Annotated in this window: 29 protein-coding genes; 11 read left to right on the forward strand and 18 right to left on the reverse strand. The window is 71.6% G+C overall.

Translation table 11 applies throughout. The features are described 5' to 3' along the window. Positions 1-105: 105 nt before the first annotated feature. The 4 genes from ACFYT9_RS38830 to ACFYT9_RS38845 all read right to left on the reverse strand — a co-directional run bounded on the left by ACFYT9_RS38830 (position 106) and on the right by ACFYT9_RS38845 (position 4,178). Entirely contained in the window at positions 106-378 is a 273-nt protein-coding gene (locus ACFYT9_RS38830) for a hypothetical protein (protein WP_389171738.1), read from the reverse strand. Positions 379-479: 101 nt separating this feature from the next. Then, positions 480-1,925 (reverse strand): hypothetical protein, encoded by a 1,446-nt coding sequence (locus ACFYT9_RS38835; RefSeq protein ID WP_389171740.1) that lies wholly within the window; start codon positions 1,923-1,925, stop codon positions 480-482. Positions 1,926-2,391: 466 nt separating this feature from the next. Further along, positions 2,392-2,940, reverse strand: a complete 549-nt coding sequence (locus tag ACFYT9_RS38840) for a flavoprotein (RefSeq protein WP_389171743.1) — start codon at positions 2,938-2,940, stop codon at positions 2,392-2,394. Continuing rightward, positions 2,937-4,178 carry a helix-turn-helix domain-containing protein gene (locus ACFYT9_RS38845; RefSeq protein ID WP_389171746.1) on the reverse strand — a complete coding sequence of 414 codons (1,242 nt, stop codon included), beginning with the start codon at positions 4,176-4,178 and terminating at the stop codon, positions 2,937-2,939. Before ACFYT9_RS38845 ends, ACFYT9_RS38840 begins: the two co-directional genes overlap by 4 nt. 77 nt (positions 4,179-4,255) lie before the next feature. Between ACFYT9_RS38845 and ACFYT9_RS38850 the strand changes: the two genes are divergently transcribed. The 7 genes from ACFYT9_RS38850 to ACFYT9_RS38880 all read left to right on the forward strand — a co-directional run bounded on the left by ACFYT9_RS38850 (position 4,256) and on the right by ACFYT9_RS38880 (position 10,027). Beyond that, entirely contained in the window at positions 4,256-4,777 is a 522-nt protein-coding gene (locus tag ACFYT9_RS38850; protein ID WP_389171749.1) for a hypothetical protein, read from the forward strand. Further along, on the forward strand, positions 4,774-5,166 hold the full coding sequence (locus ACFYT9_RS38855) for a restriction endonuclease (RefSeq protein WP_389171752.1): 393 nt from the start codon (positions 4,774-4,776) through the stop codon (positions 5,164-5,166). The genes ACFYT9_RS38850 and ACFYT9_RS38855 overlap by 4 nt, the downstream gene beginning before the upstream one ends. A gap of 465 nt (positions 5,167-5,631) precedes the next feature. Next, complete coding sequence (locus ACFYT9_RS38860; protein ID WP_389171754.1) at positions 5,632-6,204, forward strand: hypothetical protein; 573 nt, start codon at positions 5,632-5,634, stop codon at positions 6,202-6,204. A gap of 175 nt (positions 6,205-6,379) precedes the next feature. Further along, positions 6,380-7,858, forward strand: coding sequence for an exonuclease domain-containing protein (locus ACFYT9_RS38865; protein ID WP_389171757.1), 1,479 nt, complete (start codon positions 6,380-6,382; stop codon positions 7,856-7,858). A 17-nt stretch (positions 7,859-7,875) separates the two neighbouring features. Then, a complete protein-coding gene (locus ACFYT9_RS38870) occupies positions 7,876-8,139 on the forward strand; it encodes a hypothetical protein (RefSeq protein WP_389171759.1) in 264 nt (87 codons plus the stop codon). Positions 8,140-8,219: 80 nt separating this feature from the next. Beyond that, positions 8,220-9,158 carry a ParA family protein gene (locus tag ACFYT9_RS38875; protein WP_389171762.1) on the forward strand — a complete coding sequence of 313 codons (939 nt, stop codon included), beginning with the start codon at positions 8,220-8,222 and terminating at the stop codon, positions 9,156-9,158. Continuing rightward, positions 9,155-10,027, forward strand: a complete 873-nt coding sequence (locus ACFYT9_RS38880; protein ID WP_389171764.1) for a hypothetical protein — start codon at positions 9,155-9,157, stop codon at positions 10,025-10,027. Before ACFYT9_RS38875 ends, ACFYT9_RS38880 begins: the two co-directional genes overlap by 4 nt. A gap of 62 nt (positions 10,028-10,089) precedes the next feature. Here ACFYT9_RS38880 and ACFYT9_RS38885 read toward each other — a convergent pair whose 3' ends face one another. From ACFYT9_RS38885 to ACFYT9_RS38940, 12 genes are all read right to left on the reverse strand, one after another. Continuing rightward, positions 10,090-10,518, reverse strand: coding sequence for an NUDIX domain-containing protein (locus ACFYT9_RS38885; RefSeq protein ID WP_389171767.1), 429 nt, complete (start codon positions 10,516-10,518; stop codon positions 10,090-10,092). A 22-nt stretch (positions 10,519-10,540) separates the two neighbouring features. Then, positions 10,541-11,122, reverse strand: a complete 582-nt coding sequence (locus tag ACFYT9_RS38890; RefSeq protein ID WP_389171770.1) for a hypothetical protein — start codon at positions 11,120-11,122, stop codon at positions 10,541-10,543. Beyond that, on the reverse strand, positions 11,119-11,469 hold the full coding sequence (locus ACFYT9_RS38895; protein ID WP_389171853.1) for a hypothetical protein: 351 nt from the start codon (positions 11,467-11,469) through the stop codon (positions 11,119-11,121). The genes ACFYT9_RS38890 and ACFYT9_RS38895 overlap by 4 nt, the downstream gene beginning before the upstream one ends. Before the next feature lie 436 nt (positions 11,470-11,905). Next, positions 11,906-12,196, reverse strand: coding sequence for a hypothetical protein (locus ACFYT9_RS38900; RefSeq protein ID WP_389171773.1), 291 nt, complete (start codon positions 12,194-12,196; stop codon positions 11,906-11,908). Positions 12,197-12,227: 31 nt separating this feature from the next. Further along, positions 12,228-12,896: a hypothetical protein gene (locus tag ACFYT9_RS38905; RefSeq protein WP_389171776.1), complete on the reverse strand. Its 669-nt coding sequence runs from the start codon at positions 12,894-12,896 to the stop codon at positions 12,228-12,230. Next, positions 12,893-13,060, reverse strand: coding sequence for a hypothetical protein (locus ACFYT9_RS38910; RefSeq protein WP_389171779.1), 168 nt, complete (start codon positions 13,058-13,060; stop codon positions 12,893-12,895). The genes ACFYT9_RS38905 and ACFYT9_RS38910 overlap by 4 nt, the downstream gene beginning before the upstream one ends. Next, complete coding sequence (locus ACFYT9_RS38915; RefSeq protein ID WP_389171782.1) at positions 13,057-13,407, reverse strand: hypothetical protein; 351 nt, start codon at positions 13,405-13,407, stop codon at positions 13,057-13,059. The genes ACFYT9_RS38910 and ACFYT9_RS38915 overlap by 4 nt, the downstream gene beginning before the upstream one ends. Continuing rightward, the gene (locus tag ACFYT9_RS38920) at positions 13,404-13,715 is read right to left on the reverse strand and encodes a hypothetical protein (RefSeq protein ID WP_389171785.1); all 312 of its coding nucleotides are present in this window, start codon (positions 13,713-13,715) and stop codon (positions 13,404-13,406) included. The genes ACFYT9_RS38915 and ACFYT9_RS38920 overlap by 4 nt, the downstream gene beginning before the upstream one ends. Continuing rightward, positions 13,712-14,080 (reverse strand): hypothetical protein, encoded by a 369-nt coding sequence (locus tag ACFYT9_RS38925; protein WP_389171788.1) that lies wholly within the window; start codon positions 14,078-14,080, stop codon positions 13,712-13,714. Before ACFYT9_RS38925 ends, ACFYT9_RS38920 begins: the two co-directional genes overlap by 4 nt. Further along, positions 14,077-14,274: a hypothetical protein gene (locus tag ACFYT9_RS38930; RefSeq protein ID WP_389171791.1), complete on the reverse strand. Its 198-nt coding sequence runs from the start codon at positions 14,272-14,274 to the stop codon at positions 14,077-14,079. Before ACFYT9_RS38930 ends, ACFYT9_RS38925 begins: the two co-directional genes overlap by 4 nt. Then, the gene (locus ACFYT9_RS38935; protein ID WP_389171794.1) at positions 14,271-14,411 is read right to left on the reverse strand and encodes a hypothetical protein; all 141 of its coding nucleotides are present in this window, start codon (positions 14,409-14,411) and stop codon (positions 14,271-14,273) included. The genes ACFYT9_RS38930 and ACFYT9_RS38935 overlap by 4 nt, the downstream gene beginning before the upstream one ends. Beyond that, positions 14,408-14,710 carry a hypothetical protein gene (locus ACFYT9_RS38940; RefSeq protein ID WP_389171797.1) on the reverse strand — a complete coding sequence of 101 codons (303 nt, stop codon included), beginning with the start codon at positions 14,708-14,710 and terminating at the stop codon, positions 14,408-14,410. Before ACFYT9_RS38940 ends, ACFYT9_RS38935 begins: the two co-directional genes overlap by 4 nt. A 253-nt stretch (positions 14,711-14,963) precedes the next feature. On the opposite strand from ACFYT9_RS38940, the gene ACFYT9_RS38945 reads away from it, so the two are divergent. The 4 genes from ACFYT9_RS38945 (at position 14,964) to ACFYT9_RS38960 (ending at position 20,229) form a co-directional block, all read left to right on the forward strand. Next, the gene (locus ACFYT9_RS38945; RefSeq protein ID WP_203712144.1) at positions 14,964-15,140 is read left to right on the forward strand and encodes a hypothetical protein; all 177 of its coding nucleotides are present in this window, start codon (positions 14,964-14,966) and stop codon (positions 15,138-15,140) included. A gap of 168 nt (positions 15,141-15,308) precedes the next feature. Then, on the forward strand, positions 15,309-17,429 hold the full coding sequence (locus ACFYT9_RS38950; protein ID WP_389171800.1) for a hypothetical protein: 2,121 nt from the start codon (positions 15,309-15,311) through the stop codon (positions 17,427-17,429). 287 nt (positions 17,430-17,716) lie between these two features. Then, positions 17,717-19,402, forward strand: a complete 1,686-nt coding sequence (locus ACFYT9_RS38955) for a type IV secretory system conjugative DNA transfer family protein (RefSeq protein ID WP_389171803.1) — start codon at positions 17,717-17,719, stop codon at positions 19,400-19,402. Next, on the forward strand, positions 19,402-20,229 hold the full coding sequence (locus tag ACFYT9_RS38960) for a hypothetical protein (RefSeq protein ID WP_389171805.1): 828 nt from the start codon (positions 19,402-19,404) through the stop codon (positions 20,227-20,229). The genes ACFYT9_RS38955 and ACFYT9_RS38960 overlap by 1 nt, the downstream gene beginning before the upstream one ends. Before the next feature lie 70 nt (positions 20,230-20,299). On the opposite strand, the gene ACFYT9_RS38965 is transcribed toward ACFYT9_RS38960, so the two are convergent. Together ACFYT9_RS38965 and mobF are read right to left on the reverse strand one after the other, a co-directional pair. Beyond that, positions 20,300-20,692 carry a hypothetical protein gene (locus ACFYT9_RS38965; protein ID WP_389171808.1) on the reverse strand — a complete coding sequence of 131 codons (393 nt, stop codon included), beginning with the start codon at positions 20,690-20,692 and terminating at the stop codon, positions 20,300-20,302. A gap of 80 nt (positions 20,693-20,772) precedes the next feature. After that, entirely contained in the window at positions 20,773-26,022 is a 5,250-nt protein-coding gene (mobF, locus tag ACFYT9_RS38970) for a MobF family relaxase (protein WP_389171810.1), read from the reverse strand. Positions 26,023-26,236: the final 214 nt, after the last annotated feature.

Raw genomic sequence — 26,236 nt, forward strand, 5'->3', positions numbered from 1 at the left:
CAACACCACGCGGGTTCGGGCGGGTGGCTGATGTGGGAGTCAGCCGGGTTGATCAGTTCGGTGAAGCGATGGGACCTCTCCCGGGGGCGGGATTCGAGGTCCCCCCTAGACGAGTAAGGCCCTGGCTCCGTTGGAGCCAGGGTCTTCTGCTTGTCCGGGGTCTTTCTGCTGCTCCTGCTGCTGGGGAAGCAGCTTGTGGTGCAGCTCGGCCAGGGCCTCCCGGAGCACTTGAGCTCCGGACACGCCCAGCTTCTTGACGAGCTCCTCGTAGTGGATACGAGCGGTCTCGCCGGGCTTGAGCACGACGGTCGCGCGCATGTCCTTGCCACGGTTGAACTCCGTGGTCTTGGGGTGCGGCGCTCCCTGTACTCCTGGCATGGAATGGATCTTACCCATACACAGGGTCACTGTTTCAACATCAATCGCGTGTCGCTTCGCGTTTTCCCGTCTGCCGGGCGCGAACTTCCTTCGACGTCCCGTCAGGCGGGCAGGCTGTTGAGCCGCTCGACCTTTCTCTGGACGGCGTCGAGGGCGGCGCGTTGACGGCCGGGAACACGGCGTCGCAGGGCCACGAGCTGCGGGGCCAGGGCGCGGGCCTGGGCGGCGTCCCGGATGCGGTCCCACTGGTGGTGGGCGCGGTCGACGGCGCTCTCGACGTCGTGGGCGTCGGGGGCCTGCTGCAGCGTGTCGAGGCGGGTCTGCGCGGCCTGGAGCCACAACAGGCAGGACGCGCCCGGGTCCTCGGCGACGGAGACCAGGAAGGCGCGGACCTCGATCCAGTGGACGGCCACGAACGTGTCGGCGCCGAGGGTCTGCACGGCGCGCCGTTCGGCGGCGATCGCCAGGGCGACGGCCTCCTGGTGGCGGCCGGCCTTCGACAGGGCGGTGATCTGCTCGTGCGGGTCCTGCTCGACGGGCACCACGGCGTTGCTGGGCTCGTAGACCGGCGAGACGGTGCGCTGTGTCCTCGGCGGGGGCGGCGGGAGCTGCACGGGCGCGGCCGGCACCCGGGCGGCGGGCGGGGCGGCCTGCTGCTGGGGCTGAGCCGGGGCGGCGGGGGCGGTCGGCATCGAGGACATGGGAGGCGGCGGGAACGCCATCGGGGCGCCGATGGTCCGTGCTGCGGGCGTCGGGACCTGCACGGGCGGCTGCGGCGCGGGGACCTGCGGCGGGGCCGGGGCTGGGGCAGGCTGCGGCTGGACGGCCGGGATGGGCGCCGGGGCCTCGGGCGCCGTACGGGCGGGCGGGAGCTGCGTGTTCACCGCCGGGGCCGCGGGTCGCTCGGGGCCGATGACGAGTGCGCCCTCGGCGACGGCGGCGCGGCGCAGGGCCGCGTGGTGCAGCTGGTCCGGCGTCAGGCGCTGCCCGGCGCGCAGGGTCTGGGCCAGGGCGTGGGTGTAGGCGGGGTGGGCGATGCGCCGGCGGCCGGGCGGCGGGGCGACGACACCGTACGCGCGGGCCCCGCCGGGGAAGTCGAGCGGCTCCTCGTCGAGCAGCTGCCAGACCTCGGCGTCGGCGACCAGGTCGACGTACAGGGTGGTCGTCTCCGGGCGGCGCTGCCGGAGTTCGGCGACGAGCCAGGACCACGGCAGCGCGGTGTACCGGATCGTCGAGGGCGTGGTGCGGGCGAGCGCCAGGTGCACGCCCTGCTGTCGGCGGTCGAGCTGCAGCTGGCCGACGAGCACGACGGTGAGCGGTCCCTCGGTCGCGGCGGCGCCCCGTACGCGGGTGAGGACGGCCTGCGGGTCGACGGGGTCCGCCAGCTCGATGAGCGTGGCGGCCGCGGTGCCCGCGAGCGCGGCCGGCGGCACGGCGGCGAGCAGGGGAATGACGCTGCCCGCGTCGGTGAGCTTGCCTTTGCCGGTGGGCGCGGCCGCCAGTAGCAGCGCGGTCCCCGGTCGATCTTGCGCCCCGTTGATCTGCACGTACGCACCGTATCCGCTGGCCTGGGGGCGGGTCTGTCGACTTCGGCGGGCGGTCCTCGACCCGGCGGCCGCCGATGGTGAGCAGCCGTGGCCGGCCTTTCGCGCGCCTGCACCACGGCGGGGCCTGAGCGGGGGTTCCCTCCGGTCTGGGCGGCAGGCTTGCCCCAGAGCGCGCCGACGCCGGGGCCGCCAAGGTGGAGCGCCCCACTGGACGTACGACCTTGGCGGCCCCGGTGGCGGTGTGCTGGCCTCCGGTGCCGTTCAGACCGGAGGGGGCCCCCGCGACCCTGCCGAGCCACCCATGGACCTGCACAGACCCGCGATCCCCCGCCCCTCTGGGACTGGTGGCCCCCCGGAGGGCCGCCGGAGGCTCTGTGACCGTTCGGGGCGCGGCGCTCCACCATTTCCCCGTGTGCACGGAGTCTTTGCCCGGGTGTCTCCCGTGGGAGACGGTTGTCCGAGCAGGTCAGGCGGCTGGGGGCAGTGCGTCGATGGCGGTCTGCCACGGGTAGGCGTCGAGGTCGCCGTGGCGGGGCCGGTGGGGGACGAACCCCTCGTCGCCGAGCAGCACGGTGACGCCGGCGTCGCGCAGGATCTCGACGCTGCGGGCGACGGCGGGGTGCGCGTGCTGGGCGTCGTTCCAGTGGGGCAGCGCCACGATGGGCAAGTGCAACCCGATCCCCTCGGTGATCAGGCCGAGCGCGAGGGTGTCGCTGATGCCCGCGGCCCACTTGTTCACCGTGTTCGCGGTGAGCGGGGCGACGAGCAGGGCGTCCGGCGCGGGGAGAACGTCGTCCTGGCTGGGGAGCTTGTACTGGTGGCGGACGGGGTGCCCGGTGAGGGCTTCGAGGGCCTCGACCTCGCCCTCGGCGTCCTCGCTCGCCCACCGGTACGCGGACGGCGTCAGGATGGTGCAGACGTCCCAACCGGCCTCCTGGGCAGCGCGGATGGGGATTTCGAGGCGTCGCGCGGGCGGTGCCGCGCATGAGATCAGGTACAGGGTTCGGGTCGTCACCGGGGCAGTCCACAGCGATCAGCGAGCAAGCGCAACCGGCCCTCGGCGGACCCGGCGCCGAGCAGGCGCAGGTTCTCGACCGTGGTCTTCGTGCGGGGTCGGCACTGGACCTCTTCGGGGGCCAGCTCCTCGGCGGCGAGCAGGGTGTCGACGGCGGTCTCCCGCTCCCCGGCTTGCAGTTCGCCGAGGGCGCGGTCGGCGAGCAGGTGCGCCCGGCGCTCTTTGGGGAGGCTGGCGAACGCGGGGGCCGGGATGTCGGCGGCGGCCTCGATGGCGTCGGCGCCTTCGCTGAGCTGGACGTGGGCGGCGACCCGGTAGCACTTGACGTTGGTCGGCCCGAACGACGTCCACAGGAGATTGTCGTCGCGGCCGAGGCGGTCGGCGTGCTCGTCGGCCTGGTCGAGGTGCTCGGGCACCCGGCGGGCGTGGGCTTCGGGGTTGTCGTCGTCGGCCTCGGCGGCGGCTGCGGCCGCCATGGCGGCCTTGAGGTAGAGCATCCCCAGCACGCTGAACCCCTCAGGCCCGGTGCGCAGGAGCTCGTCCTGCAGGCGCTGGGCCGAGGCGAGCACGAACTGGGCGGCGGCGTCGGCCTGGCCGTGGTTGGTCATCGCGTCGCCGAGGTGCCGGGCCGCGCTGGCCATGATGACGGGGTTCTCGCTGCGCTCGGCGGCGGCGACCGCCCGGTGCCCGGCGATGAGCGCCAGCTCGGTGTCGCCCCACTTGATCGCGGCGGCCTCGGTCAACTCCAAGCTGAGGGAGAGCAGCTCGTACGCGGTGAGCTGGTCGTCGCCGCGGTGGTGCTGCGCGGCGCGGGTCGCGTCCACGAGCAGGGCGGGGATCGCGCTGCCCAGCTGGGCGAAGTGCCCGGCCTGGAAGCCGGTCCTGGCGTAGGTGAGGGAGCGCTGCAGCTGCTCGACGGGAAGCGGCTCGTCGGACGAGTCGTCGCTCGCGCCCGTGATGACGTCGTGCCGGTGCAGGGCGCGGCGTACGGCGTCGATCTCGCTCTCCTCGACGCACTCGGTGTCGAGGACGTCGGCGATCAGCCTCTCCAGCGGGATGCCGAGACGTAAGGCGGCGAGCCGCATCACGGACAGCTGCGGGTCGGCTTGGCGGCGCCCGCCCTCCAGCTCCTCGACCCATCGCAGGCTCTTGCCCATGAGGTAGGCGAACTCCTGGCGGGACATGCGCCGGCGAGTGCGCCAGTAGTTGACTCGGTGGCCGAACTGGAAGGAGTCCATGGGCTTCCCCGGATGTGAAGCACGACCCACACACATCGTGTGGTCTAACCCCGGTATACCGCCCTTACCGTCCGGATATGGCCAAGTCCCAGACTCCCGTCACCCCAATGTGGGCGGCGCTGCACGTACCTGACGACAACACTCTCGCCCGCCTCCGAGGGGCCGGTATCGGCTCGACCTGGTTCATCGCGTGCGGCGGCGGCCGGGATGCGGTCGTGATCTCGCCCCTGCAGCGCGGCCTTGCTGCCCTCGACGAGCTGGGCGTGCCGGTCGAGGACGGGCACTCGGTGCTCGCCGACCACTCCCGCCAGGAGCTGATTGTGGTGGTGGAGGACGGCTGGGCGCACCTGTGGGAGGACGTGCCCGGGGTCCGGGTGCTCTCCCTCGGCTCGTGGCTGCTGGTGCCGGCGCCGGGCACCGAGGGCTCGTTCGCCGCGCACTGGCTGAGCTGCCCGGCGCGCGACGTACCGACCCTGTGGCGTGATCAGGAGAACGAGCCGAACCTCGGCCTGATGTCCGCCCGGGTCGACCCCCGGGCGCTGTACGACGCGCTCGCCACGGTCGACAGGCCCGTGGTCGCCCCGGCGGCTGTGTCATGAGCGGGTACACCGTGCTGTACGACCCGGACGGTCTGCTCGGCGCGGAACTGCCCCTCGACCGTGAGCCGCACATGGCGCTCGTCAAGGAGGTGCTGGGCTGGGAGGACATGGCCGACGTCGCGTCGGACGACTGCCTGCAGATCGCCCTCCAGCTCACCGGGCACGGCCGGGCCGTCGCCGCGGACGTCCGCCGGCTCTCCGCCGACCCGGCCGTTCCCGACGAAGTCCGGGAGCTGGCCGAAGTCGTCCTGCGGGAGGCCGACCGGCGGCTGTCGTCCCCCAGGGTCGGCACGGTGCACTGCGTCCAGCAGCGGGCCCGCATGATCCGCGCGCTGTACGAACGCCTCGACCGCCTCAACACCGCACGCCCCGCCGCGACCTCGACCTGAGCGGCCCCACGGACCGCCCGTCGCTCCCCCCGTGGCGCGGGCGAACGGAAGCCCCCGGCTGGTGTCCACCCGACCCGGCCGGGGGCTTCTCCATGCCCTTCGTGCTCCTGGTGGCGGGCCGCGCCAGCGGCACACCACCACGGCGGCCGCGCCGCACACGACAACGCGCAGAACCCTCCGGCCACCTGATTCGACCTCAGCCCACGAAAGCGCGCCCCGACGCTCCCGGACCCGGCCGAGCAGCTGCATGGCCTCCAGCAACCACTCCCCGGTCGCAACCACGCCTCCCTGTTCAAAGCCACGGCGGACCCGCGGCCGCCGACGTCGACCGGCCGCCCCGGCGGGGCACCGCAGGCCCCCCGGGGCCGAGGAGCTACCGACCCTGTGCGCCGTTCCACCGGGCCGAGCCAGGGGAAAAATCGGGCATCGCGCCGCTGATGAATGGATCTCCATTAAGCTACCCCTATGCAGAAGACTCGGATCACGGTGATGATCTACGCGTATCAGGCGGGACAATTGGACCTGCTGAAAAAGCAGCAGACGCTAGAACAAATGGCGACCGTGAACGCGCTGGTAAACCAGGGGAATACCCGGAAGCAAGCGCGGATCATCGTGGCCCGGATGCGGTCCACGGAGTGGCCCAGCCTGGAGACGGTCGTCGGCCAGGCGGTCGAGCAGCGCCTCGACGAGCCGGACCTGGCCGGCCCCTGGGAACCGCTGACCGAGGCCGAGGCCGAGCAGCTCGCACTGTCGGGCCGCTGGCCCGGTCCGAGCCTGGGCGTCTCCATGTCCCAGCGGAACTACAGCCTCCCGTCAGAGCTGGTGACGCGGCTGCGTACGGCGGCCTGGCGGATGTCGGAAGCTCCGATGCGGGAGCTGGAAGCGCGCGGCCTGGTCGGCGCCGGCCTCGTGCTGACCGAGGCGCAGAAGGAGCAGCGCGACGAGCTCGCGGCGCGGCTGTACCCGGTGCCGAGGATCGTCCGGGAGGCCCTGGCCCGGTACGGGCCGGCGGCGTCCTCCGATGCGGCAGACGAGTGAAGATCCGCGCCTTTAACAATGGAGATCCATTTAATAAAGGCGCGGTCGCGCGCGCGAGTAATAGCGGCCTAATTTAGCTCTCTGGCTGGTTCTGGGGGAATGTTTGAACGATGGCGGAATGGGGTTTATAGCTGCTACGGTTTTGATTCCCTCGACGCTCTTTCGGGAGGCATGAGTGAGCACCACCACGGCGACGGCGGCGGAGCAGATCCCGTCCAGCCGGACCGAGGCGGACCCGGCCCGGGTCGCCAAGGGGAAGCCCCTGAGCCACAGGGCCGGCGTCCCCGTCTACGACTGGGGGCAGGCACCGCCGTACCTGCGGACCAAGACTCAACTGGCGGCGGACCGGCTGAACGTGACCGAGGCGCAGGAAGCGGCTCCGCTGGCGTACGTCCGTACCCGGGACTACGGCGACGTGCCGCTGCACGACCCGGCGGCCGCGGAGAAGATGCGGCCGCTGCCCTCGTCGACCAAGGCCAAGATGCTGGCGCGGCGCACCTGCTCGGAGTGCGGCAAGGTCCGCAAGGTCATCCTGCGCGGGCCCTGCTCGGCCTGCCGGGAACGGGCGGAGAAGGAGCGGCAGCGCCTGCTCGCGCGGACGTGCGCGGGCTGCAGCACGGTCCGGGAGCGGCCCTACCCGAAGGAACACCGCCGGTGCGCGGGATGCCGACAGGAGCAGCTGGAGAAGAAGCGGGCCCGGGTCGAGGCGTGGCTGGTCGAGGTGACGGTGTGCGCCGACGACAGCTGCACGAAGCGGCGCGGGTCCAAGAAGGCGGCGCGGGCCTGGCTCAAGGAGCACCCCTGGCTGCTGCGCTCGGAGCGCACGGACCTCCCTGACTCGATGTGGTGGCCGAACTGGTCGCGGAGGTGCTCGCCGTGCCAGAAGGCGTACGACGTCGAGCAGGAGCGGCGCCAGGCGGAGCTGCAGGCCCGGTACGAGCGGGAGGAGCGGGAGCGCCGGGAGGCCGAGGCGCGGGCGGCCGAGGAACGCTGCCGGTGGGCCGCGGCCGCGCTCGTCGACCCCGACGTCCTGGTGCTCGACACCGAAACGACCGGCCTCGACGATGACGCGCGGATCGTCGAGCTGGCCGTGCTGAACTCGCGCGGGGAGGTCCTCCTCGACACGCTGCTGGACCCGGGCGTGCCCGTGCCGGGCGACGCGGCCGCCATCCACGGGATCACGACCGAGGCCCTCGTCGGGGCGCCCACCTTCTCGGACGTCCTGGTGCAGCTCACCGCGCTGCTCGACGGCAAGCGGTGCCTGATCTACAACCAGTGGTACGACGTCGGCCGGCTGCGGCACGAGCTGACCCTGCACTACCTCGACCGCGCCGCGCGGGAGGCGGCCGAGGAGACGGCGCGCACGGGCACGGTGGCGGAGGACGTCCGGGATCGGGCGGTCGTCGAGGCAGCGAAGCAGGCGGCGGCCTGGCTCGACGTCATGACGTTCGAGGACGTGATGATCCCGTACTCGGACTGGGTGGGCGACTGGTCGGAGTACCACGGAAACAACCGCTGGCAGCCGCTCAACGGCGGCCACAGGGCGGCGGGGGACTGCCGTGCGGTGCTCGACTGCCTCCGCTCGATGGGGCGGGCCTACATGGACGAGTACGCGACGGCGGCGGCCGGCGCACCGAGCGAAGGGACGAGCTGATGGTGCAGCTTCGGGTGATGACGGACGACAGGGACCGCGGGGAGGACGTCCTGGCGGTGCTGCTGCCCCTGCTCAACGCGTGCACGGCCCTGCAGGCGGGTGAGCCGACCCGGCTCTCGCACCGGGGCGGCGGGCTCCGCGTGGTCCTGGACGTGCAGCTCGCCGGGACGCCGACGGTGACGGTCGAGCGGGACGACGCGCCGACCGGTACGTATACCCGTTCGGGCGGTCCTCCGGCTCGGCGGCCTCGCACCCGGCGTGCGCTCCCACCTGCAGGTTGATTCCCTGCCCCCTACAACGCGCGGCCCGCTCCTGGTGGAGACGGGCCGCGCGTGCGTGTGCGCCCGCTACCGTGCGGGCTATGCCAATCACACAAGCTCAGACCGTACCCATCCCCCCACTTCCGGGCTACTCCTGGCATCTGCCCACGGTGGCCAGCTGGGTGGAGCCGATCCAGTGGAACAAGTGGCGGGCGTCGCTGCGGGTACCGGCCTCGTTCCAGCCGCTCCGGCTTGGCGGCACCGTGCGGACCATCGCGGTGGCGAACCAGAAGGGCGGGGTCGGGAAGACGACAACCGTAGCGGAGCTGGGGGCTGCGGCGGCGGCTCGGGACTGGGTGGTCCGGGTGATCGGGGTGGACCCGCAGAAGGCGGGTCTGTCGGCCTGGTTGAAGCCGGTCTATCCGGAGGGCCTGGAGCCGAAGCGCCGGCGGACCCTGACGCACGTCTTCCACAAGGCGTGCACCCTGGACGAAGCCACCTACCCGACGCGCTTCAAGGGCCTGTACGTCGTCCCCGCCGGCTCGAAGCTGGGCGGCGTGGAGAAGGACGGCGACTTGGTGGGTCGGGAACTCACCATCTCGCGGGGCATCCAGTCCAGCTCCCTCGGCGTCAACCTGAACCTGCTGGACTGCGGCCCGACCCTGGGCACGCTCACCGTGGCGGCCCTGACGGCGGCGGACGCCGTGGTCATCCCGACCGAGGCCGGGAAGATGGAGACGCTCGGGGTCGGTGACGTCTGGGGCACCATCCAGAAGGTTCAGGAGGTCTACAACCCCAAGCTGTACGTCATGGCGCTGATCCTCACGGAGTGGGCGCGGTCGGCGGTCATGAAGGACACGGCCATCCAGCTGGCCACGGACTTCCCCGACGCTGTAGTGGCCCCGGTGCGGCCCTCGGTGAAGGTCAAGGAAGCCGTGGGGGAAGAGAAGCCGACCCGGCTCCACGCGCCGAGGGACTCGGCGGCACGGGACTTCGACCAACTCGCCGGCGTCCTGTTCGGCGACGGGAGGACAGCGTGAGAAAGGTCGGGTCGGCGCTGGACGTCGCGGACGACGAAGACGAAGAGTCGTACGCAAACGACCTGGTCAAGCCGCGTCCGTACAACGCGCGGCCGCTCGATCCGGCGGAGCTGCCAGTCGATCGCAAGGAACGGTTGAAGGCGGTCGAGGCGGCGCTGATGGAGGCGGAAGCCACCCGCTCCAAGAGCGTCGCCTGGTCCAAACTGCGCTGGACGGTGGAAACGGGCGTGGCCCTGCGGGTCCTCATCTCTGAGGACCTGTATAAGGAAGATCCCGAGTTCACCTCGCTGGAGACGTACGCGGACAACCGGCTGCACCTGTCGCGCGGGCACGTCTACGAGCTCGTGGACGACGCGGCCCGGCTCCTGGCGGTCGCCCCACTGTCAGAAATTTCTGACAAACCGTTCAACGCCTCGCAAGCCAAGGTGCTGGCTCCGCTGATGGAGCCGGTGGCGGCGCTCGACTCCGCCGAGGTCGGGAAGACCAAGGCGGAGCTGGTCGTCGAGGACGTCGAGGCGGCGGGCAAGAAGCGCACGGCGGCCGCGCTGCGCAAGGCGGCCGCGGAGCGGGGTTTCACCATCTCCGAGGCGCCGGCGGTGCCCTCCGCCCGCAGGGGGAGCGCTGGGGACGGCATCGAGGACGCGGAGATCGTCGAGAACGACGGGACCCGTGCGGTCGAGGCGCTGTACGGCTTCCTCAAGGACCAACAGGCGGTGTACGACGGCATAGGGGGCGGGCTCCTTGCCACGGCCCTGCAGCACGATCCTGGGGCTGCGGAGGGGGTGCTGCGGGATCTCCTGCAGTACCTCACACGGACCGAGCACCGTATCCGGGCGGCCATGAAGCCGCCCTCCACGGACGGCTCCTGATCCCTTGCACAGCAAAGCGCCCGCCCCCGGGTCTCCCTGGGGGCGGGCGCTTCGGCGTGAGCTCAGCGGCGGCCGGTGAGCTGGTGACGCTTGGCGTCGGCCAGGATCTCGGCGTGGTCGAACGCCAGGGCGCCGGGCTCGGCCAGGGGGACCCACTGCACGGCGGTCGCGTCGTCTCCGGCCTGGGCGACCGTGTCCGCGGGGACCGTGACGACGTAGGCGACGCTCACGTACCGGCCGCGCGGGTCCCGGTCGGGGCGGTCGTAGACGTCGAGCCGGTCGAGGTCCTCGGCGGCGACGCGGATTCCGGTCTCCTCCTCCAGCTCCCTCGCGGCGGCGGCACGGGAGGTTTCCCCTCGGTCCACATGGCCCCCGGGGAGGGCCAGCTCGTCCTTGTGCGGCTCCCAGCCGCGCCGGATCACCAGGACGTCGTCGCCGCGCAGGCAGACGACATCGGCGGTGTACCGGATGGTCTCAAGGTTCTCGGTCATCAGGTCTCTTTCTGTGAGGGGTTCAGCCGAGGCCGGGGAACGGCTCCGGGCCCTGGAGCAGGGCGGCGTCCATGGTCTGGGCGACGAGCTTGGGGTCGGCCGGGGGCAGGGTGCCCGGCTCCTCGGCCGGGGCCGGCGCTTCGTCGCCGAGGACCTCGCCGGGCTTCCGGGTGTCGGTGATGATGCGGAGGATCAGGCCCATGGGGCTGTCGTGGTCCTCGGGGGTGAGGCGCTCGGTCCAGATCTCGACGGTCCGCAGGGCCAGCTCCTTGCGGAAGTCGGCACCCTCGACGGGGTGCTCCGCGCGGTGGATCAGGTCGGTGAGCAGGTCCGCGACGGGCTGGCTCGCCTCCTGGAGCTGGCGGGTGAACTCGTCCTGCTGCCCGTCGAGGCGGGCCTGCAGCTCGCGGACTTCGCCCGTGAGCTGTGCGGTCCGCTCGCGCTCCTGGTCGCGCTGCTGCAGGTAGTCCTCGGACTGGGCCTTCCACATGACCGCGTCGCCCTGGGCCTCCCGGAGCTGGTGCTCCAGCCCGGGGACCTTCCCGGCCTCCTCGACCTTGCCCTCGTAGTACCGGTGGGTGCTGCCGGTGATGAGACGGATCACTTCGCGGTCTCCTCGACCTCGGGGTGGGTGAAGCGGATGGTCTTGCCCAGCTGGCGGGCGTACTTGATCTCGGAGCGGGTGCTGTCACCGACGTAGTCCCCCACCACGAGAACCTCGTGGGCCATCCGGATCTTCGCCCGGTGCAGGGCGTCGAGCCGGGGCTTGAGGGCCTCGACGGCGGCCGGGTCGGCCCACAACGAGTGGGGCGACTTGAGGTCGCATCCGGGGGCGAGCACGATGCGGCCGGCGGCGGTCTCCCGGGCGTTGACCTCGGCCATCTCCTCCATGAACCTCGTGCTGCCGCACAGGACAACGACGGTCGGCTCTTGGGCGAGCAGGGCGAACACCCGGTCGTCGTACGCTCCGGCCGGCTCCTCGCCGGTGCGCGGGTTGGCCTGCAGGAAGGCGGCCAGCTCCTCGCCGCGCTCGATGACGAGCCGCTCGGTCTCGGCCCGGATGGTGTCGACGTCCCGCTCGGTGAGGTCCCACGGGGCCGGGTCGCCGTGGGCGGCGTCGAACTGCCGGGCCGCGGCGCGGTGGCACCACTCGCGCACCTGCTCCTCGACGGTGGGCTCGTACGGCGGCGGCTCCGGGATGATGCCGGCGGCCTCGGCGGCCGGGATGACGTTGTTGTCCCACTCGCACTCGGCGTACTCGGGATCGGCGGCGTCGGCGATGTACCGGGCGCGGGCGGCGGCGCCGTACCCGGCGGCGTCGAGGGCCCTCTCGTACGCCTGCTGGGGCGTTGCGGGGGCCGGGACCGTGCTGGTCGCCCACGGGTCGTCAGTGGCCATGCTGGCGGTGCTCCTTGTCGTTGTCGGTGTCTGCGGGGTGGGCGGCCGGGCGGCGCCGGGGGAGGGGGCGCTCGCGGCGCAGGGCGAAGATGGAGTCCAGCTCGACGAGCCGGACCCTGCCCTCGTACTGCACCGTGAGGTCGCCGTGGTCGATGAGCCGCAGCACCTGGCGGTGCTCGATGCCGAGCAGGCCGGCGGCCACGCGCGGGGTGACGGTCCAGTCCGGACCGAACGTCACCTCGTCGGGCTGCTCCTGGTCGCCGTGGTCCTGCGTGCTCATCGCGTTCTCCCTCGTGTCCGCCCGGCCATCCTCACGCGTGGTCACGGCTGCTGTCAGCGGCCTGACCAGGGAGTTCGGGCAGTCCGGCCTTGGTGAGGACGGCCGGGTCGTACGTGATCGGGTCGAGCTGTGCGCGGTGCTCGACGGCGGCGGCGAGCGTGAGCCCGTACGCCAGGGCCTGCGCCTTGGCGTCGCGGTCGATGACGGCGGTCGCCACGGTGGTGGCGCTGTCGAGCCGGGCGAGCGCGAGTTCGTGGTCGCGGGCCTCGCGCAGCTGGCGGGCGGCCCGCCAGTGCCGGGAGGAGACGACGTACACGAGCACCGTGGCGACGAGCCAGAGCAGCATCGACAGGGCCCACGACTCGGTGTAGGCGGCGGGGCCGATGACGGCGAACGCTCCGCTGGCGGTGAACGCCACGGCGGTGGTGACGGCGTCGCCGTTGCGGTGGGCGGCCGAGACGCACGCGGCGGCGAACGATCCGGCGGACAGGGCGATCATCAGCGCCATGTTGCCGACGCTGTTGGCGGCGCCCTGCTCGTGCCAGATCCTCGCCAGGATCAGCGCGGTCGAGGTGGTGATGACCGGCACGATCCTGCCGGAGTAGGCGATCAGCAGGGTGAGCCCGTCGTACTGGGGCTGCGGCGCCGGGGCCGGGAGGTGCTGGCTGTACCAGGCGGGGAGCTGGTCGGGGGGTGTCACGGCTGGGGCTCCGTCCGGGACGTCTCGTCGGTGTCGGTGGTGGGGTCGGTGTCGCCCGGGGCCGGGCCCGCCGTGGTGGCGGGCCCGGACTCGGTGTCCTCGTCGAACAGGCGGAGCTGGCGGCCGCCGGCCATGTCCTCGGAGAACGGCTGACGCGGCTTCACGGCTGGTCCAGCCGGTGCCAGTAGTCGAGCTGGTAGGCGTTGAGGGTCGGCAGCGGGAGCACGGCGGACCCGGTCGCCCCGTCCTCGACCACCAGGTGGTCGCGGTCGAGCCAGTGGGTCAGGTACAGGACCTCGGGGAGGCCGGACTCGGCGGCCTCGGGGCGGCGGGTCCACACCTGGCCGATCTCCGCGAGGATCGACGGGTCGTGTTCGGCGACGGCGGCCTCGACGAGCCGGAACGCGTCCTGCGGGGCGACGCGGTGCCAGAGCACGAGTCCGCGGGCGCGGCTCTCCATCCAGCGGTTGGCCTCGGTCTGGCTGCCGAGGACGTCGGCGAGCGTCGTCATGCGAACACCGCCTTCGAGGTCGAGGTGCGGCGTTCGCGCAGCAGCTGCCACCCGGAGTACGCCCCGGCACCGAGCACCCACACGGCGAACGCGGCGATGAGCACGGCGTACTTGATGCTGGTCACCACCGACTCGCCGAGCGGGGCCTGCAGCGGGCCCGTGAAGGCCAGGGCGGCCCCGTAGGCGAGCCCGGAGGCCAGGGCGACTCCCTGCGGGCCGAGGCCGTGCTGCAGGGCCCACAGGGCGCCGAGCAGGGCCGCGAGCAGGGCGATGACGGCGGTGGCCTGGATACGGTCGTCGTTCGTCACAGCGTCGTCTCCTTCTCCGGCATCGCGGTGTAGAGGCCGGACGGGGAGTCCGGGGCCTGCGTCTCCCGGGCGGCGAGCACGAGCCCGTTGCACAGGTAGACACAGGCGTCGTCGGCCCAGACCTCGACGGCCTTCATCCGGTCCGGCGCGTCGGCCGGCGGGCACTTCGGGAGGTGGGTGCAGCCCCGGCGGGCCTCGGCCAGCGCGGCGTTGCGCGCCGAGGCAGCCAGCTGCTTGTTGTCGGCCTTGACCAGGCGGCGGCTGCGGACGGTGGCGACGACGTCCTCGACGACGCCGACCGCGCCGAGGGTGACGCCGAACGCGTGGTTCACCCTGCCGATCAGGGGGCGCAGGGGGTTCCTCATCGGGCACCCCCCGGCTTCTGCATCAGCAGCTCGATCGTGAGCTCGTCGGCGACGAGCGCGCGGCTGACCTCGGCGTCGCTGTAGCCGTCGAGGTGCAGCTCGTGCGCCGTGCGGGCCATCTCGGCGGGCACCGAGGCGACCTCGTCGCGTCCGTCGCGCTCGTGGGCGGTCGGGCGCATGGGCAGGTCGCTCATCCCCGGCCCCCGATCCGGGAGACGGCGGCGCCGGCCTGACCGTGGCGCTGCAGGTCCTCCAGCGCCTTGCGGGTCCGCTCCTCGGCCGCCCGGACCTGCGCGTCGCGCTCGGCGGCGGCCTGCTCCTGGGGGCTCACGCGGCACGCCCCTGGGTGACGAGCAGGTCCTCGGCCTCGTAGCCGCGGCCGTTGTCCTGCTTCTCGACGTCGTCCATGACCTCGTCGAGGCCGGCGGACGGGGCCGGGGCGGTGCACACGGTGCAGTCGACGGTGACGAGCTCGCCCCCGATGACGACCTTGACGGACTCGAACCCGTCGCAGTTGTCGCAGGTGGGGCGGACGAACCGGCCCACGACCAGCACGCGCTTCGGCGCGGGGGTCGTGTCGGTGTTGACCTGCGTGGTCAGGACACGGGTGGTGCTGGGAAGATGACGCATGGAGATCCCTCTCTGGACGAGATGCACAGGGGTTTCCGCTGGTCGGAGCTCGAACTCCGGCCTGAGAGGGGCCTGGGCCGGTACGCCTGGGCCCCTCTCGCCATTCCAGTAAGCCCTACCGTCGCCATCATGTCAACATGTATCGAGGGATGACATGTCAGCTTGCTTGCATTAGAGTGATCCCACGTTGTCAGCAAGGGAGGGAAAGATGGGTCTCCGAACCACGCTGGAACGACCCCAAGGGAGATCCCAAGTGCCGGATGAGCAGGCCAAAGAGGACGCGGCACCCGAAGAGCTGGTCCTCATCTCCGCCCGCGTACGCAAGTCCACGCGGCGGAAGGCGCGGGTCTTCTGCGCTGAACAGGACGTCTCGATGCAGGACCTGATCGACAGGGCCCTGAACGAGTACATCGACCGGCACGGCACCTGACGGAAAGCAAAGAGGCCCCAGCGGTGATGGGCACCGCCGAGGCCGTGACGCAGAGATATGGAGGTCTGTATGCGTCTGTCCCAGACTACGGCCGGAGTGCATCCGTCCTGGTCACAGGCGGCAGGAACCAGTCAGGGATTTGACTGGTCGTCGACTCTTGACCGCGCGGTGTCCGACACCCCGGCCTGGGTCCTCACGGTCAGTGCGGCGGTCCTGGTCCTGGCGTGGCTGGGCATGGTCGCCCTGGCGGCTCGTACCGTCTGGCGCGCGATGGAGCGGAACCGCAAGCGGGCGGCCGAGGAGCGGAAGGCCGCGGTCGAGGCCGGCCGGAAGCCGGAGAGCGTCGGGCGCCCCTCGCTGCCCAAGCGGCTGTACGTCATGGCCCTGGCCTCGATGTCCGTCTCGCTGTACGGCATGTGGGGCTTCGCCCGGGAGACCGCCCAGCTCCCCGAACCGTTCGCGGTCGGGTTCCTCGCGGCGTTCGACCTGACGGAACTGGTGCTGTTCACCCTGCTCTACAAGCGCGCTGAGAAGGGCTGGACCACTCAGCTGCGGCTGATGCACAACCTGGCGTGGTGCCTGGTCGCGGTGTCCGCCACGGCCAACTTCATCCACGCGCCGAACGCGGCGAGCGCCCCGTTCATGGCGATCATGCCGGTCGTCGCGGCGGTCGTGATCGAGCTGGAGTTCCGCGCGGTCATGAAGGGGGCGGAGCTCCCCGACACCGAGGCCAAGCCCGGTCCGGGCAAGCTCATCGGCCTGCTGTGGACCAAGGGATGGGCGGCCCTGTTCGCGGGCCTGGACATCGACCCGGCCAGCAAGGGCGCACAGGTCTACCGGGCGGCCCTGGCGAAGAAGGCCGGCAACAAGCTGTTCCGGCTGCGGACCCTGCTGGAGACGCAGGCGAAGCACATCGCGGAGGGCCGGGAGGCCAAGCGGCGCCAGCTCGTCGCAGAGGTCAAGGAGCTCCAGCAGGCGCGCAAGGCGGCCACGACCTCCATGGCCCGTGCCGACTTCGCCGTGGACAGCAACCAGGCGCTCGCCGTACTGCGGGAGCTGGGCGGCCGGAGCGAGGTGGACGACGTCGCGCTGGTGAACTTCAAGAACCCCACGGAGGTCACGGAGCTGATGGAGCGGGTGGCCATCATGCCGGCGGCAAAGCAGATCGAGGCGGCCGCACGCGCGGCGGAAGCCAACCAGGAAGCCGAGCGCGCGGAAGCTGCTCGGATCGAGGCCGAGGCTGCGCGGGTCGAGGCAGAGGCTGCGCGGAAGCGCGCGGATGAGGAGAAGCGCGCGGCGGTCGAGGAGAAGGAGGCGGCCCTCGCCGCGCGGCAGGAAGCCGAGGACGCTCTCGCCAGGGCGGCCGAGGAGACCGAGGCGGCCAAGGCTGAGGCGGCCCGCGCGGAGGACGCTCGGCAGCGCGCGGAAGCTGCGCGGAAGCGCGCGGAATCCGAAATGACCGAAGAGGCGCAGAATGTCGCTCGCCTCGCCGAGCGGGCCGAGGAGGAGCAGAAGAAGCTCTCCGACGCGGCGAACGAGCTCGCCCGGGTACAGGACCGGATCGCCGCCGAGACCGACCGGCGCAACAAGGCGGCGGCCGAGGTGACCTCGATCCGCGAGGAGCTGCAGCGCCTGGAGAACGAGCGGGAGTCCGTGAAGGACACGACCCGCGCCAGCGCCGAGGAAGCCCAGCGGGTGGCCGGAGAAGTCCAGCGCCTGCAGGCGGCTCTCACCAAGGCTCAGGAGACGGTGCGCGAGCACACCACGGCGGCCGAAAGGGCTGCTGACCTGCGGCGTCAGGCTGAGGAGAACCAGCGCCTGGCGGCCGAGGCTGCGGCCCGAACGCAGGCCGAGGCGGCCGAGGCGCAGGCCCTGCTCGACTCGATCCGCCCGCAGCTGGCCGACCGACTCGGCGGGCAGGCCGAAGCGGCGTCCCTCGCGGCGGCGCCGGCCTTCCGGAGCGAGGCGAAGCAGACCGGATGGGAGCTCTACCTGGAGGCGGTGACGGCGGGCCAGGAGCCCCCGACCGCCGCGCAGCTCGCCCAGACCTGCGGGGTCGCCGAGGGCAACGCACGCAACTGGATCATCGACTTCAAGGAGAAGCGGGCCGCGATGATCGCTAACGGCGGCGCGCGGCAGGCTGACGGCGCAACCGAGCGCGCGGAAGGCTCCCGCGCGGCGGCGAGCAGCGCGCGGCAGGAACCGAGCGACTACCGCGCGGACGGGCACGAGCGGGCCGAGGATGCCGCGCAGACCCGTCCGATCAACGGCCAGCGTCAGCCGGTCTGACCTTCCCGCCGGACGGGCCCGCTCGAAATTGAGGGCCCGTCAGGCGGGAGCGCGCGGAAAGTATCCACAGGCTCGGCCTTGCAGACTGCGGTCGCGGAGATCATCCGATCGCCTCACTCCGGGAACCGCGCGCTGCCGAGCGGCGCCCACGAAAAACGAGCAGAGGGGTGTCCGACCCCCCGCATACGGTGCGAAGCAGGTCACCGGACCAGTCGGACAACGCCCCCGGGGGGCGATGGCAGCGCTGATCCCCGGGGGCCCGAGACACGACAACGGAGGAACCCCGCATGATGTCCCACGCGCAGATTACGGCCGCGGAGCTGGCGGCCTCGTCGCCGGCGCCCGGCCTTCCGGGCAGCGACACGGCCCCGGACCCGGCCATCTTCGAGTACATGACCGCCTTCAACGACTTCGTCACGGGTCCCGGCGGGATCGCGGTGGGCATCGCCGCGGCGGCGGCGCTCGGCGGGATCGGCTGGGCCTGGGGGCAGTTCGCGCCCCGGCCCGGGTTCGCCTCCAAGCGGGAGATCCGCGAGGAGATGAGCGCCAAGCACGCCCGGGAGCTGATCCCGGAGACCCGTCCCAGCCTGGTCGGCCGGGAGAAGAGCGTTCCCACCACCGCCTACGCGGTGCCGCTGGGCCGCCTGCGCTCCGGTGGGCTGCCCACCTCGATCTGGGGCACCCCGGAGAACAACTACCTGCTGCTCGCCCCGTCGCGGCAGGGCAAGTCCATCATCCTGAACTCGATGATCTACCGGTGGGACGGCGCGGTCGTGCACACGTCCTCCAAGGTCAAGGACCACCTGGCCACCAAGTCGATGCGCGAGCAGCTCGGCCCCGTCTGGGTCTGGGACCCGCTGGGCCTGTCCAACGGCCGCAACACCTTCCGCTGGGACCCGATCCGCGGCTGCGAGGTGCGCGATGTGGCCATTCAGCGGGCCGCCTACCTGCTCTACGGCGCGAGCAGCGGCGCCGAGAAGAGCACGGGCGTGGACGCGTTCTTCAAGTCGACCGCGGGTGAGGTGCTGTCGAAGTTCCTGCACGCGGCCGCCCTCGGCGGGAAGACCATGATGGACGTCTACAGCTGGAGCCTGAACCGCTCCGACCAGACGGCGGCGAACATCATGTACTCGGCCGGCTCCCAGGACTGGGCGGACCTCCTGGTCCAGCGTCAGTCCGTCGTGCAGGGCACCGGTGACGGCATCTGGACCACGCTGTCCAACGCGCTCAACTGGATGGCGAACCCCAAGGTCGCCCAGACGGTCCTCCCCGGCCCCGGCGAGCACTTCGACGCCGAGACCTTCCTGCTCAACCGCGGCACCCTCTACATGATCGGCAACGACAAGCCCGGCTCCACCGTGGCCCCGCTGTTCGTCATGTTCGCTGACTACCTGCGCTCGGTGACCATCGACATCGGCAACAAGAACGAGTCGGGCCGCATGGACCCGCCCTGCCTGTGGGCCCTGGACGAGATCGCCAACCTGATCCCGCTGCCGGTCGACAGCTGGATGCCCGACAGTGGCGGCCGGGGCATCACCCTGGTCGTCGTCATCCAGTCCCGGGCCCAGCTGTTCAAGGTCTGGGGCGAGCAGGCGGGCCGGATCATCTGGGACGACGCCAACGTAAGGATCTTCCTGCGCGGCATCGGCGACACGCAGGTCCGCAAGGACATCAGCGACATGTGCGGCACGTACGAGAAGCAGCGCAAGACCACCACCACGAAGAACGGCGAGTCCTCGATCAGCACGGTGACCGAGGAGAAGCCGGTCATCACCCCGGGGCAGATCTTCAAGCTGCGCAAGCGGCAGTCCCTGATCCTCTTCGCCGGTTGCAGCCCCGTCCTGACCCACATCAAGCCGCTGTGGAAGCGGCGCGACGTGAAGAAGCTGAACGCCACGGCGGCGAAGGTGCCCGGCCCGCGCGCGGGCGGCGGCACGGGCGCCGGCGTCTCGATGACGAAGGGAAGCCGCTGATGGCGGGGGAGATCGGTGGCGGCCTCGCCGGGCAGGTCTTCGCCCTGGCCAAGGACCTGGCCAAGGTCGAGAAGGACGTCGAGACCCTGGGCGAGAGCAAGGGCGACGTGCGCACCGCGCTCGCCCAGCTCGGGAACGTGCAGGAAGCGCTCGACCACCTGGAGGAGCGGACCGGTGGCCTGCAGGAGCAGGTGCAGGCCCTGGCCCCGCTCCGGTCGGGCCTGGAGGCCCTGACCAAGACGGTCAAGCAGATCGGGGAGGACCTCAAGGCCCTGGCGGCCGAACCGGCCGAGGAGAAACTCGCGGTCTGGAACTGGTCCCTCGACCAGGGCATGGACCGTGAGCAGGCCGCAGAAGCCTGGGACGTCCTGATCAAATGGGTGCGCAACGAACTGCAGTACGGGTACGGCTGGGTCGGCTGGAAGGCGAGCCCGTACGCCAACAACACCGGCAACCTGCCGAACTCCGGCGGTCCCCAGGTCGCCGCGCGTATCCCGCCCTGCTGGTACCGGCACCGGGAGGCCGTGCGCGAACTGTCCTGGCTGTGCCAGGAGTGGATCAAGATTTACCGGACGTCGTACGGCGAGCCGAACAAGGCGGGGGACTGGCACGACCGGTACGCGCCCGGCGTCAAGCGCCGTGTGATCGCCGCCCTGGGAACCTGCATCGACGCCAACAAGCACCAGGACGACCCCTGGGAGGCCAACTGGCAGCTGCCCACGGCCCCGCTGGCCATCGACAACGATGCGGAGCTGTCGAGCTACCTGGACTGGGAACTCAGCAACCGCCGCGAGCCGCCCGCTCCCGGCCCTGTGGCGGCCTCGTAGCCGCACGGACGACGAAAGCCCCCGACACCTACGTGTCGGGGGCTTCGTGCTGCCTCTACGGCCTTCTGGGCTACCGGTCTTGGGGCCAGGGCCAGTCCGCCGGTACAACCAGGCCCTCGTTCCCGCCGGCGGCCCACGCGAGCGTGTGCTCGACGGCGAGCGTGTAGTCCTGGCCGTTGTCCACGGTGACCTGCCACAGGGCGGGGTCGCTGTTCGCGTACAGGGCCTCGTACGCCCGGCTGCGCTCGCTGCTGGCGTCCATGCCCTCGACCGGCCGGCCAAGCCGGGTACGGGTGATCGGGGACTCGGCACTCTCACCAAGCACCCAGTTCAGCGCGGTGACGATGCCGCGCACGTACGCCTTGCTCTCGTCGCCGTAGCCGTGCTCGGTGACGTACGCGGTCATGGCCTTGAGCTCGTCCTGCGGCCGTAGCGTGGGCGGCGTCCACTCTGTGGTGCTCAACTCGGCTCACCTCCTGGTTCGTTGAGAGTAGGGGCCGGGTGTGTCACCCGGCCAGCAGGCACGGGCTACGACGGGCCGTGTCAGTAGCTGATGGTCGGGCCCTGGTCCTGCTGGATCTGCGGGACGACCTGGGCCTCGGCCTCACGGCTGCGGCTGACCTCGGCCTGCTCGGCGCGGACCGCCTCGTCGGCTTCGGCGGCGGCCCGGTTGCTCTCGGCCATGCGGTTGGCAATCTCGGTGAGCGCGCTGTGCGCCTTGTCGAGCTCCTCCTGCAGGTCGGCCAGGTGGGCGGGGAGCTGCTCGGTCTGCGGCGCCTGCTCGGCCTCGGCCTCCGGGGCGGCGGCCGCGCGGGCCTGCTCCGCCTTGAGGGAGTCCTCGACGTACTGACGCTCGTACGCCTCGCGCATCTGGTCCTCGGCCGTGGGACCGGTGACCGCCGACGCTTCCAGCTCCGGCGCCTGCTCCGGCTGCAGCTCCTCCTCGACGTCCTGCTCGGCGTCCGCCTCGACGGCCTCGGCCTGCTCGGGGCGCTCCTCGAACGTCTCGCCCTCCACAGCCCAGTCGAGCTCCGGGGCCTGGTCGAGGTCGTACTCCGGCTCGGCCTCGCGGGACTCGACGGTCTGCTCGCGCAGCTGCTGCTCGTACGCGGCGACCGCGGCCTCGACCTCGGGGTTCGGCTGAGCAACGTACGTGTTCTCGGCGGTGACCTGCTCGGTCTCCTCTTGCTGCAGCTCCTCCTCGACGTCCTGGTCGACGTTCTCCTCGACCCGCCAGGTCTCGCCCTCGACCTCCCAGTCGACAGCCGGCGCCTGCTCGGCGGCTGCGGCCTGCTCGGCCTCGATCCGCCGGTCCTCGTGGTACGCGGCGGCCTCGGCGGCAAGCTCGTCCTGGACGCGCTGCTGCTCGTCCTCTTCGGCCAGCTGCTGCGCGACGTCGTCCAGCTCCGGCGCCGACTCCTCGAACCCGGGCACGTCGCCCCAGTCGACGTCCGGCGCCTGGTCGAGGTCGACGTCGTCCTCGACCTGGACCTGGACCTCGGGCCGGGCCTCGACCTCGACCTCGACGGCGGCGCGGTACTTCTCCTCGTACGCGGCGAGCGCCTGGTCGACCTCTTCCTGCTCCTCGTGAGTGAGGGCGGGGGCCAGCTCGGCCTCCTCGCGCACGTCCGGGGCCTGGTCGAGGGTCTCGCCCTCGACCTCCCAGTCCAGCTCCGGGGCCTGGTCGAGGTCGTACTCGGGCTCGGCGACGAGCTCCTCGTCGACCTCCTGGTCCCGCTGCTGCTCGGCGTCCTCGACCTGCGCGTCCTGCTGGGCCTGGTCGTCGGCGCCACGGCGGGCCAGCTCGTCGCGGGCGGCCTCGGCGGCCTCGCGCGCCGGCGCGGTCTCCTCGTACCAGGCGGAGCGGGCCGCGTCGATCTGCTCCATGACCTCGACCCGGCTGGAGAGGTTGGCCACCAGGTCCTCGTAGCCGCGGGCCTGGGCCTCCAGCTCCGCGCGCTCGGCGGCGTCCTCGCACACGTCGGCGTCGGCCTGGGCCAGGATCGCCTTCTCCTCGTAGCGCAGGACCATCTGGCGGGCCTCGGACAGCTCCTCGCCCATGTGGGCGGGCGCCCACGACTTCTCGCGCTCGTACCGGTTGACCATCTCGCGCAGGGCGGCGTCGCTGGTCCGCGCAAGGGTCTCCTGGTCCTCGGTGCGGCCGAGGGCGGAGTGCGCGGCCTCCCACGCGGCGCGCTGCTCGACGGCGCCCTTCGCGGGCAGGCGGCCGATCGCGGTGTTCGGGGCGTCGATGTTGTAGAGCTCGCGGTATCCCTCGATGGTGCCCGCGCGGCGGGCCCACTCGGCGCGTTCGAGAACGTCCTCGGGCACGGGGCCGAGGTGGCGGACGGCCCACTCCGGGGGCTCCTCCGCCAGGCGCTCGCCCAGCACGTCGCGCCGGGCGTCCATGGCCTCGGCCAGCTCGCGGGCGACCATGCCCTCGAATCCGGGCATGTCCGGGGTGCGGTCACTCCAGCTGTGCCCGGCCGGGGCGTTCTCCGGCTGGCGGTTCTCCAGCTCCCGCTCGATCCGCCAGTTGATCAGACCGGCCACGGTGTCCGGCTTCGGAGACGTCATCGACGCGCAGGTGATGGCGTTGTGGAGCACGCGCCGCCCGTCGTGGCCGGCCAGCTCCGCCTCGCGCAGGGCCCGGTAGATGGTGCTCGGGTCCTGCTGGCGCATCTCCTTGTACTGGTCCTCGTTCAGCAGCTGCCGCAGCATCGGCTCGTACTGGTTGCGGACGTGCTCCTCGACGTAGTCCCGCCAGCGCGGCTCCAGCGCCGGGATCGACTCCGCCCAGTCCTGGCTCTCCCGCAGCTCCTGCAGCGCGGCCAGCTCGCCCCCGTCGCGCTCGACGGCGGCCTGCAGCATCGACATGGCGTCCTGGTCGAGGCCCTGGAGACGGTGCTCGTCGCCCGGGATGCGGCACGCGGCGAACGCACGGTTGTACCGCTGGGCGCGGGTGAGGCCCGGGTACACCTGCTGACGGCTCATCCCCTCCTCGACCAGGAGGTATCCGCCGTAGCCGACCGTGCGGCCCTGCACGGCGTTGACCGTGCCCGCGTACGCCAGGGCGACGTTCTTCTCCACGTACGAGCTGGGGAGCGTGACGGTGCCCGCGAGCCGCTCGGTGCCGTCGGCTTCGCGGCCGGCGACCCGGCGGGCGGTGAGCTGCCCGTCCTCGCTGATGCCGGTCACCCGGTAGACCCGCCGGTTCAGCACGAGCCGACCCTCGGAGTCCTTGAGCTTGGCGTCGTTCTCGCGGGTCTGGATCAGGTCGCCGACACCCGCGCGGTTGTCGTCGCCGAGCGGGAGGCCGTTCTCCTCGACCAGCCCGTACCGGACGAGCTGCGTACGGATTTCCCTGCTCAGCTCGGTGGCGCGGGCGTTGGTGGCGGTCATGACCACGGACTCGCGGTCGCGGAGGGTGTCCGCGACGTAGGCCCGGATGACCTCGGCCTTCATCTCCTCCAGCGTGCCGCCCTCGATGAGGCCCTGCAGCTCGTACGCCTCCAGCGCGCGGACGTCGCCGCGGCGCAGGGCCAGGGACGCCTTCGCCTCCCACTCGCGCACCGTGCCGTCCGGCTCACGGAACCGGCGCACGTTGCTGAGGCTGTAGTGCGGGCCTTCCTCGACCATGGAACGCAGCAGGCCACCGGCCTCGGGGGACTGCAGCTGCTGCTGGTCGCCGATCAGCACGAGCTTGGCTCCGGCCTGCTCGCACAGCTCGGAGATCTCGGTGATGTGCTTGGTCGAGGCCATGCCGGCCTCGTCGAGGACGACCAGGTCGCCCGACTGCAGACGGAACTTCTCCCGCTCGGCCTGGGCGCCCATGCCCTTGGAGTACATCAGGAAGCGTGCGGTGTTCTCCCTGATCTCGATGCCTTCCTCGCCGAGGACCTCGGCGGCGACGGCGGAGGGGCCGAGGCCGATCACGCGGCCTCCGGTGTGCTCCTGCCAGGCGCTGGCGACCACGCCGGTCGCGTAGGACTTGCCCGCGCCGGCGGGGCCCTCCACCACGCTGACCTTGCGGCTGTCGCCGAGGACACCGCGGACGACGTCGGCCTGGTCGGCGGTGACGCCGGACTCCTTGACCACCTGGTCGAGGACGGGCGGGGCCAGGCACGGGGCGCCGGTCTGGTGGGCGCGGGCCGCGACCCGGGCCTCGTCGCTGAGGTGCTCCTCCAGCGAGAACTTCTCGCTGGACATGGCGCGCGGGGAGAACACCGAGCGTCCGTCGCTCTCCCGGATGCGGGACGGAGCGTCGTCGATGATGCTCAGGCCGGCGGTCTGCACGACGCCGTACTGGCCCGACTTGAGAGCCTCGGTCGCCAGCTCGTTGGCGAGCGGTGCGAGCGGCACGTCGCGCGGGAGGCTGTCACCGAGCGTGGTGTTGATCTGCTGGATGAGCTCGCTGCGGTCCCACGTCGCGCGCTTGGTCTGCAGGGCCTCCAACGACTCCCGGATGACCTGCTCGCGGTCGAACGTGGGCGCGTCGACCTCGGCCATCCGCGTGTCGAACCCGACCCGCTCGGCTCGCTCCAGCGCACCGAGCAGACCCCCGTCGACCTTGCCCTCGGCGATCCGGGTAGCGCGCTCGATGCGGGCCTCGGCGGACTGATGCTCGTTCCGCTTCGGGTCGCGCGTGTCGAGCGTGGCCATCTCCTTGAGCCGCGTCTTGGTGTACGCGGACGGCTCGCGGCCGTGGTCCTGGACGTACTGCTCGTGCAGCTCCTCGTACCGGGCATCGATCTCGTACGACCGCTCCGACAGGGCGTTGAGCAGCTCGGGCTCGAACCCCTTGATCTCGCGGGCCATCCCGTCCGGGCGCATTTCGAACACCACGGGGAGATCCCGCTCGATGGCCTGCTCCATCGTCCGCTCGAACACGGCGGCCGCGGCCTCGCGGGCGTTCTTCACGGACCGCGAGTCGAGGGTCACGAAGTGCTCGTTCCCGTCCTCGTCGAGCACCTTGATTTTGTTGAGAACTGCCACATGGGCGTGCAGCTGAGGGTCGCCCGCGCGCGAGACTTCGTGGGTGAAGATGGCGGCGGTGAAGCCGGTGGAGTCGACGTACCGGCCGGTCGACGGACGGTCGCCCTTCGCCTTGCCGTGGTAGCCGATGCGGCCGAGGCCGGCCTCCTCCTGGAAGGTCTTCATGGCGGCCGCGATGCCCTCGTTCATCGCGGCGCGGACCGTGGCGGCGTCCTCGTGACGGCCGGCGGCCTCCAGCGCGGTGAGGTAGGTGGAGACCGACTTCTGCGCCGAGTAGGTGTGATCGAAGTACATGGCCGGAGCGTTCTGTCCCTTGTCCCGCTCCTCCCTCCGGATCTCCGCGATGCGCTCCGGGTCGGCCTGCGGCTCCTTCGCCAGGCGGTCGTCGATCCGCCGCTCGACCGTGCGGAACTCGTAAGGCTTCCGACCGCGCCGGGCGCTCGCCTCGGCATCGCTCATGAGCTTCTGCGCGGCCGTGCCCGTGATGCCGTTCTCGTCGATGTACGCCTTCGCGGCACCGATCGCCTGGCGGTACTCCTCGGGGTGCGCGTGCTTCCCGAAGATCGCGCGGATGTCACGTTCGGTAGCGGTCGCGCCTTCCTCGACGCCCCACTCGGTGACGCCTTCGCCGATCCACACGGCAAGCGGAGTGCCGTGTTCCGTGCCCTTGGCGTAGTAGCCCTCCGGGCCGTCGAGACCCTGCTCGACGTCGGCCTGGTGCTCGCCCTGGCACCCCGAACCGGAGAGCAGGTAGTTGAGCCCTGCCTCTCCGCCCGAGATCCTCGTGATGCGTAGCACGAGCACGAGGATACGCGATCAAGAGCGGCAGCGACACCGACAAATTAAGAATGCCTAGGTGTGTTATGTAGTAGACGTTGTAGCAGGGAGATTCGAGGCGGTGGGAGAGGGGTTGATCGGTGAGGTTGAGAGGGGGATAGGTGCTGATGAGGTGCGGCGTGCTGTTGCTGTGGGGGTGAGGTTCGGAAGGATTCGGTCGGGACTGTGGAGACGG

Source organism: Streptomyces sp. NPDC004435, from assembly GCF_042873895.1.
GTDB lineage: Bacteria > Actinomycetota > Actinomycetes > Streptomycetales > Streptomycetaceae > Streptomyces.

Coding starts and splice junctions, on each gene's coding strand:
- ACFYT9_RS38845 (WP_389171746.1), bottom strand. CDS start 4,178: ATGGACTCCTTCCAGTTCGGCCACCGAGTCAACTACTGGCGCACTCGC.
- ACFYT9_RS38830 (WP_389171738.1), bottom strand. CDS start 378: ATGCCAGGAGTACAGGGAGCGCCGCACCCCAAGACCACGGAGTTCAAC.
- ACFYT9_RS38855 (WP_389171752.1), top strand. CDS start 4,774: ATGAGCGGGTACACCGTGCTGTACGACCCGGACGGTCTGCTCGGCGCG.
- ACFYT9_RS38925 (WP_389171788.1), bottom strand. CDS start 14,080: ATGAGGAACCCCCTGCGCCCCCTGATCGGCAGGGTGAACCACGCGTTC.
- ACFYT9_RS38860 (WP_389171754.1), top strand. CDS start 5,632: ATGCAGAAGACTCGGATCACGGTGATGATCTACGCGTATCAGGCGGGA.
- ACFYT9_RS38850 (WP_389171749.1), top strand. CDS start 4,256: ATGGCCAAGTCCCAGACTCCCGTCACCCCAATGTGGGCGGCGCTGCAC.
- ACFYT9_RS38875 (WP_389171762.1), top strand. CDS start 8,220: ATGCCAATCACACAAGCTCAGACCGTACCCATCCCCCCACTTCCGGGC.
- ACFYT9_RS38940 (WP_389171797.1), bottom strand. CDS start 14,710: ATGCGTCATCTTCCCAGCACCACCCGTGTCCTGACCACGCAGGTCAAC.
- ACFYT9_RS38915 (WP_389171782.1), bottom strand. CDS start 13,407: ATGACGACGCTCGCCGACGTCCTCGGCAGCCAGACCGAGGCCAACCGC.
- ACFYT9_RS38930 (WP_389171791.1), bottom strand. CDS start 14,274: ATGAGCGACCTGCCCATGCGCCCGACCGCCCACGAGCGCGACGGACGC.
- ACFYT9_RS38885 (WP_389171767.1), bottom strand. CDS start 10,518: ATGACCGAGAACCTTGAGACCATCCGGTACACCGCCGATGTCGTCTGC.
- ACFYT9_RS38870 (WP_389171759.1), top strand. CDS start 7,876: ATGACGGACGACAGGGACCGCGGGGAGGACGTCCTGGCGGTGCTGCTG.
- ACFYT9_RS38900 (WP_389171773.1), bottom strand. CDS start 12,196: ATGAGCACGCAGGACCACGGCGACCAGGAGCAGCCCGACGAGGTGACG.
- ACFYT9_RS38960 (WP_389171805.1), top strand. CDS start 19,402: ATGGCGGGGGAGATCGGTGGCGGCCTCGCCGGGCAGGTCTTCGCCCTG.
- ACFYT9_RS38955 (WP_389171803.1), top strand. CDS start 17,717: ATGATGTCCCACGCGCAGATTACGGCCGCGGAGCTGGCGGCCTCGTCG.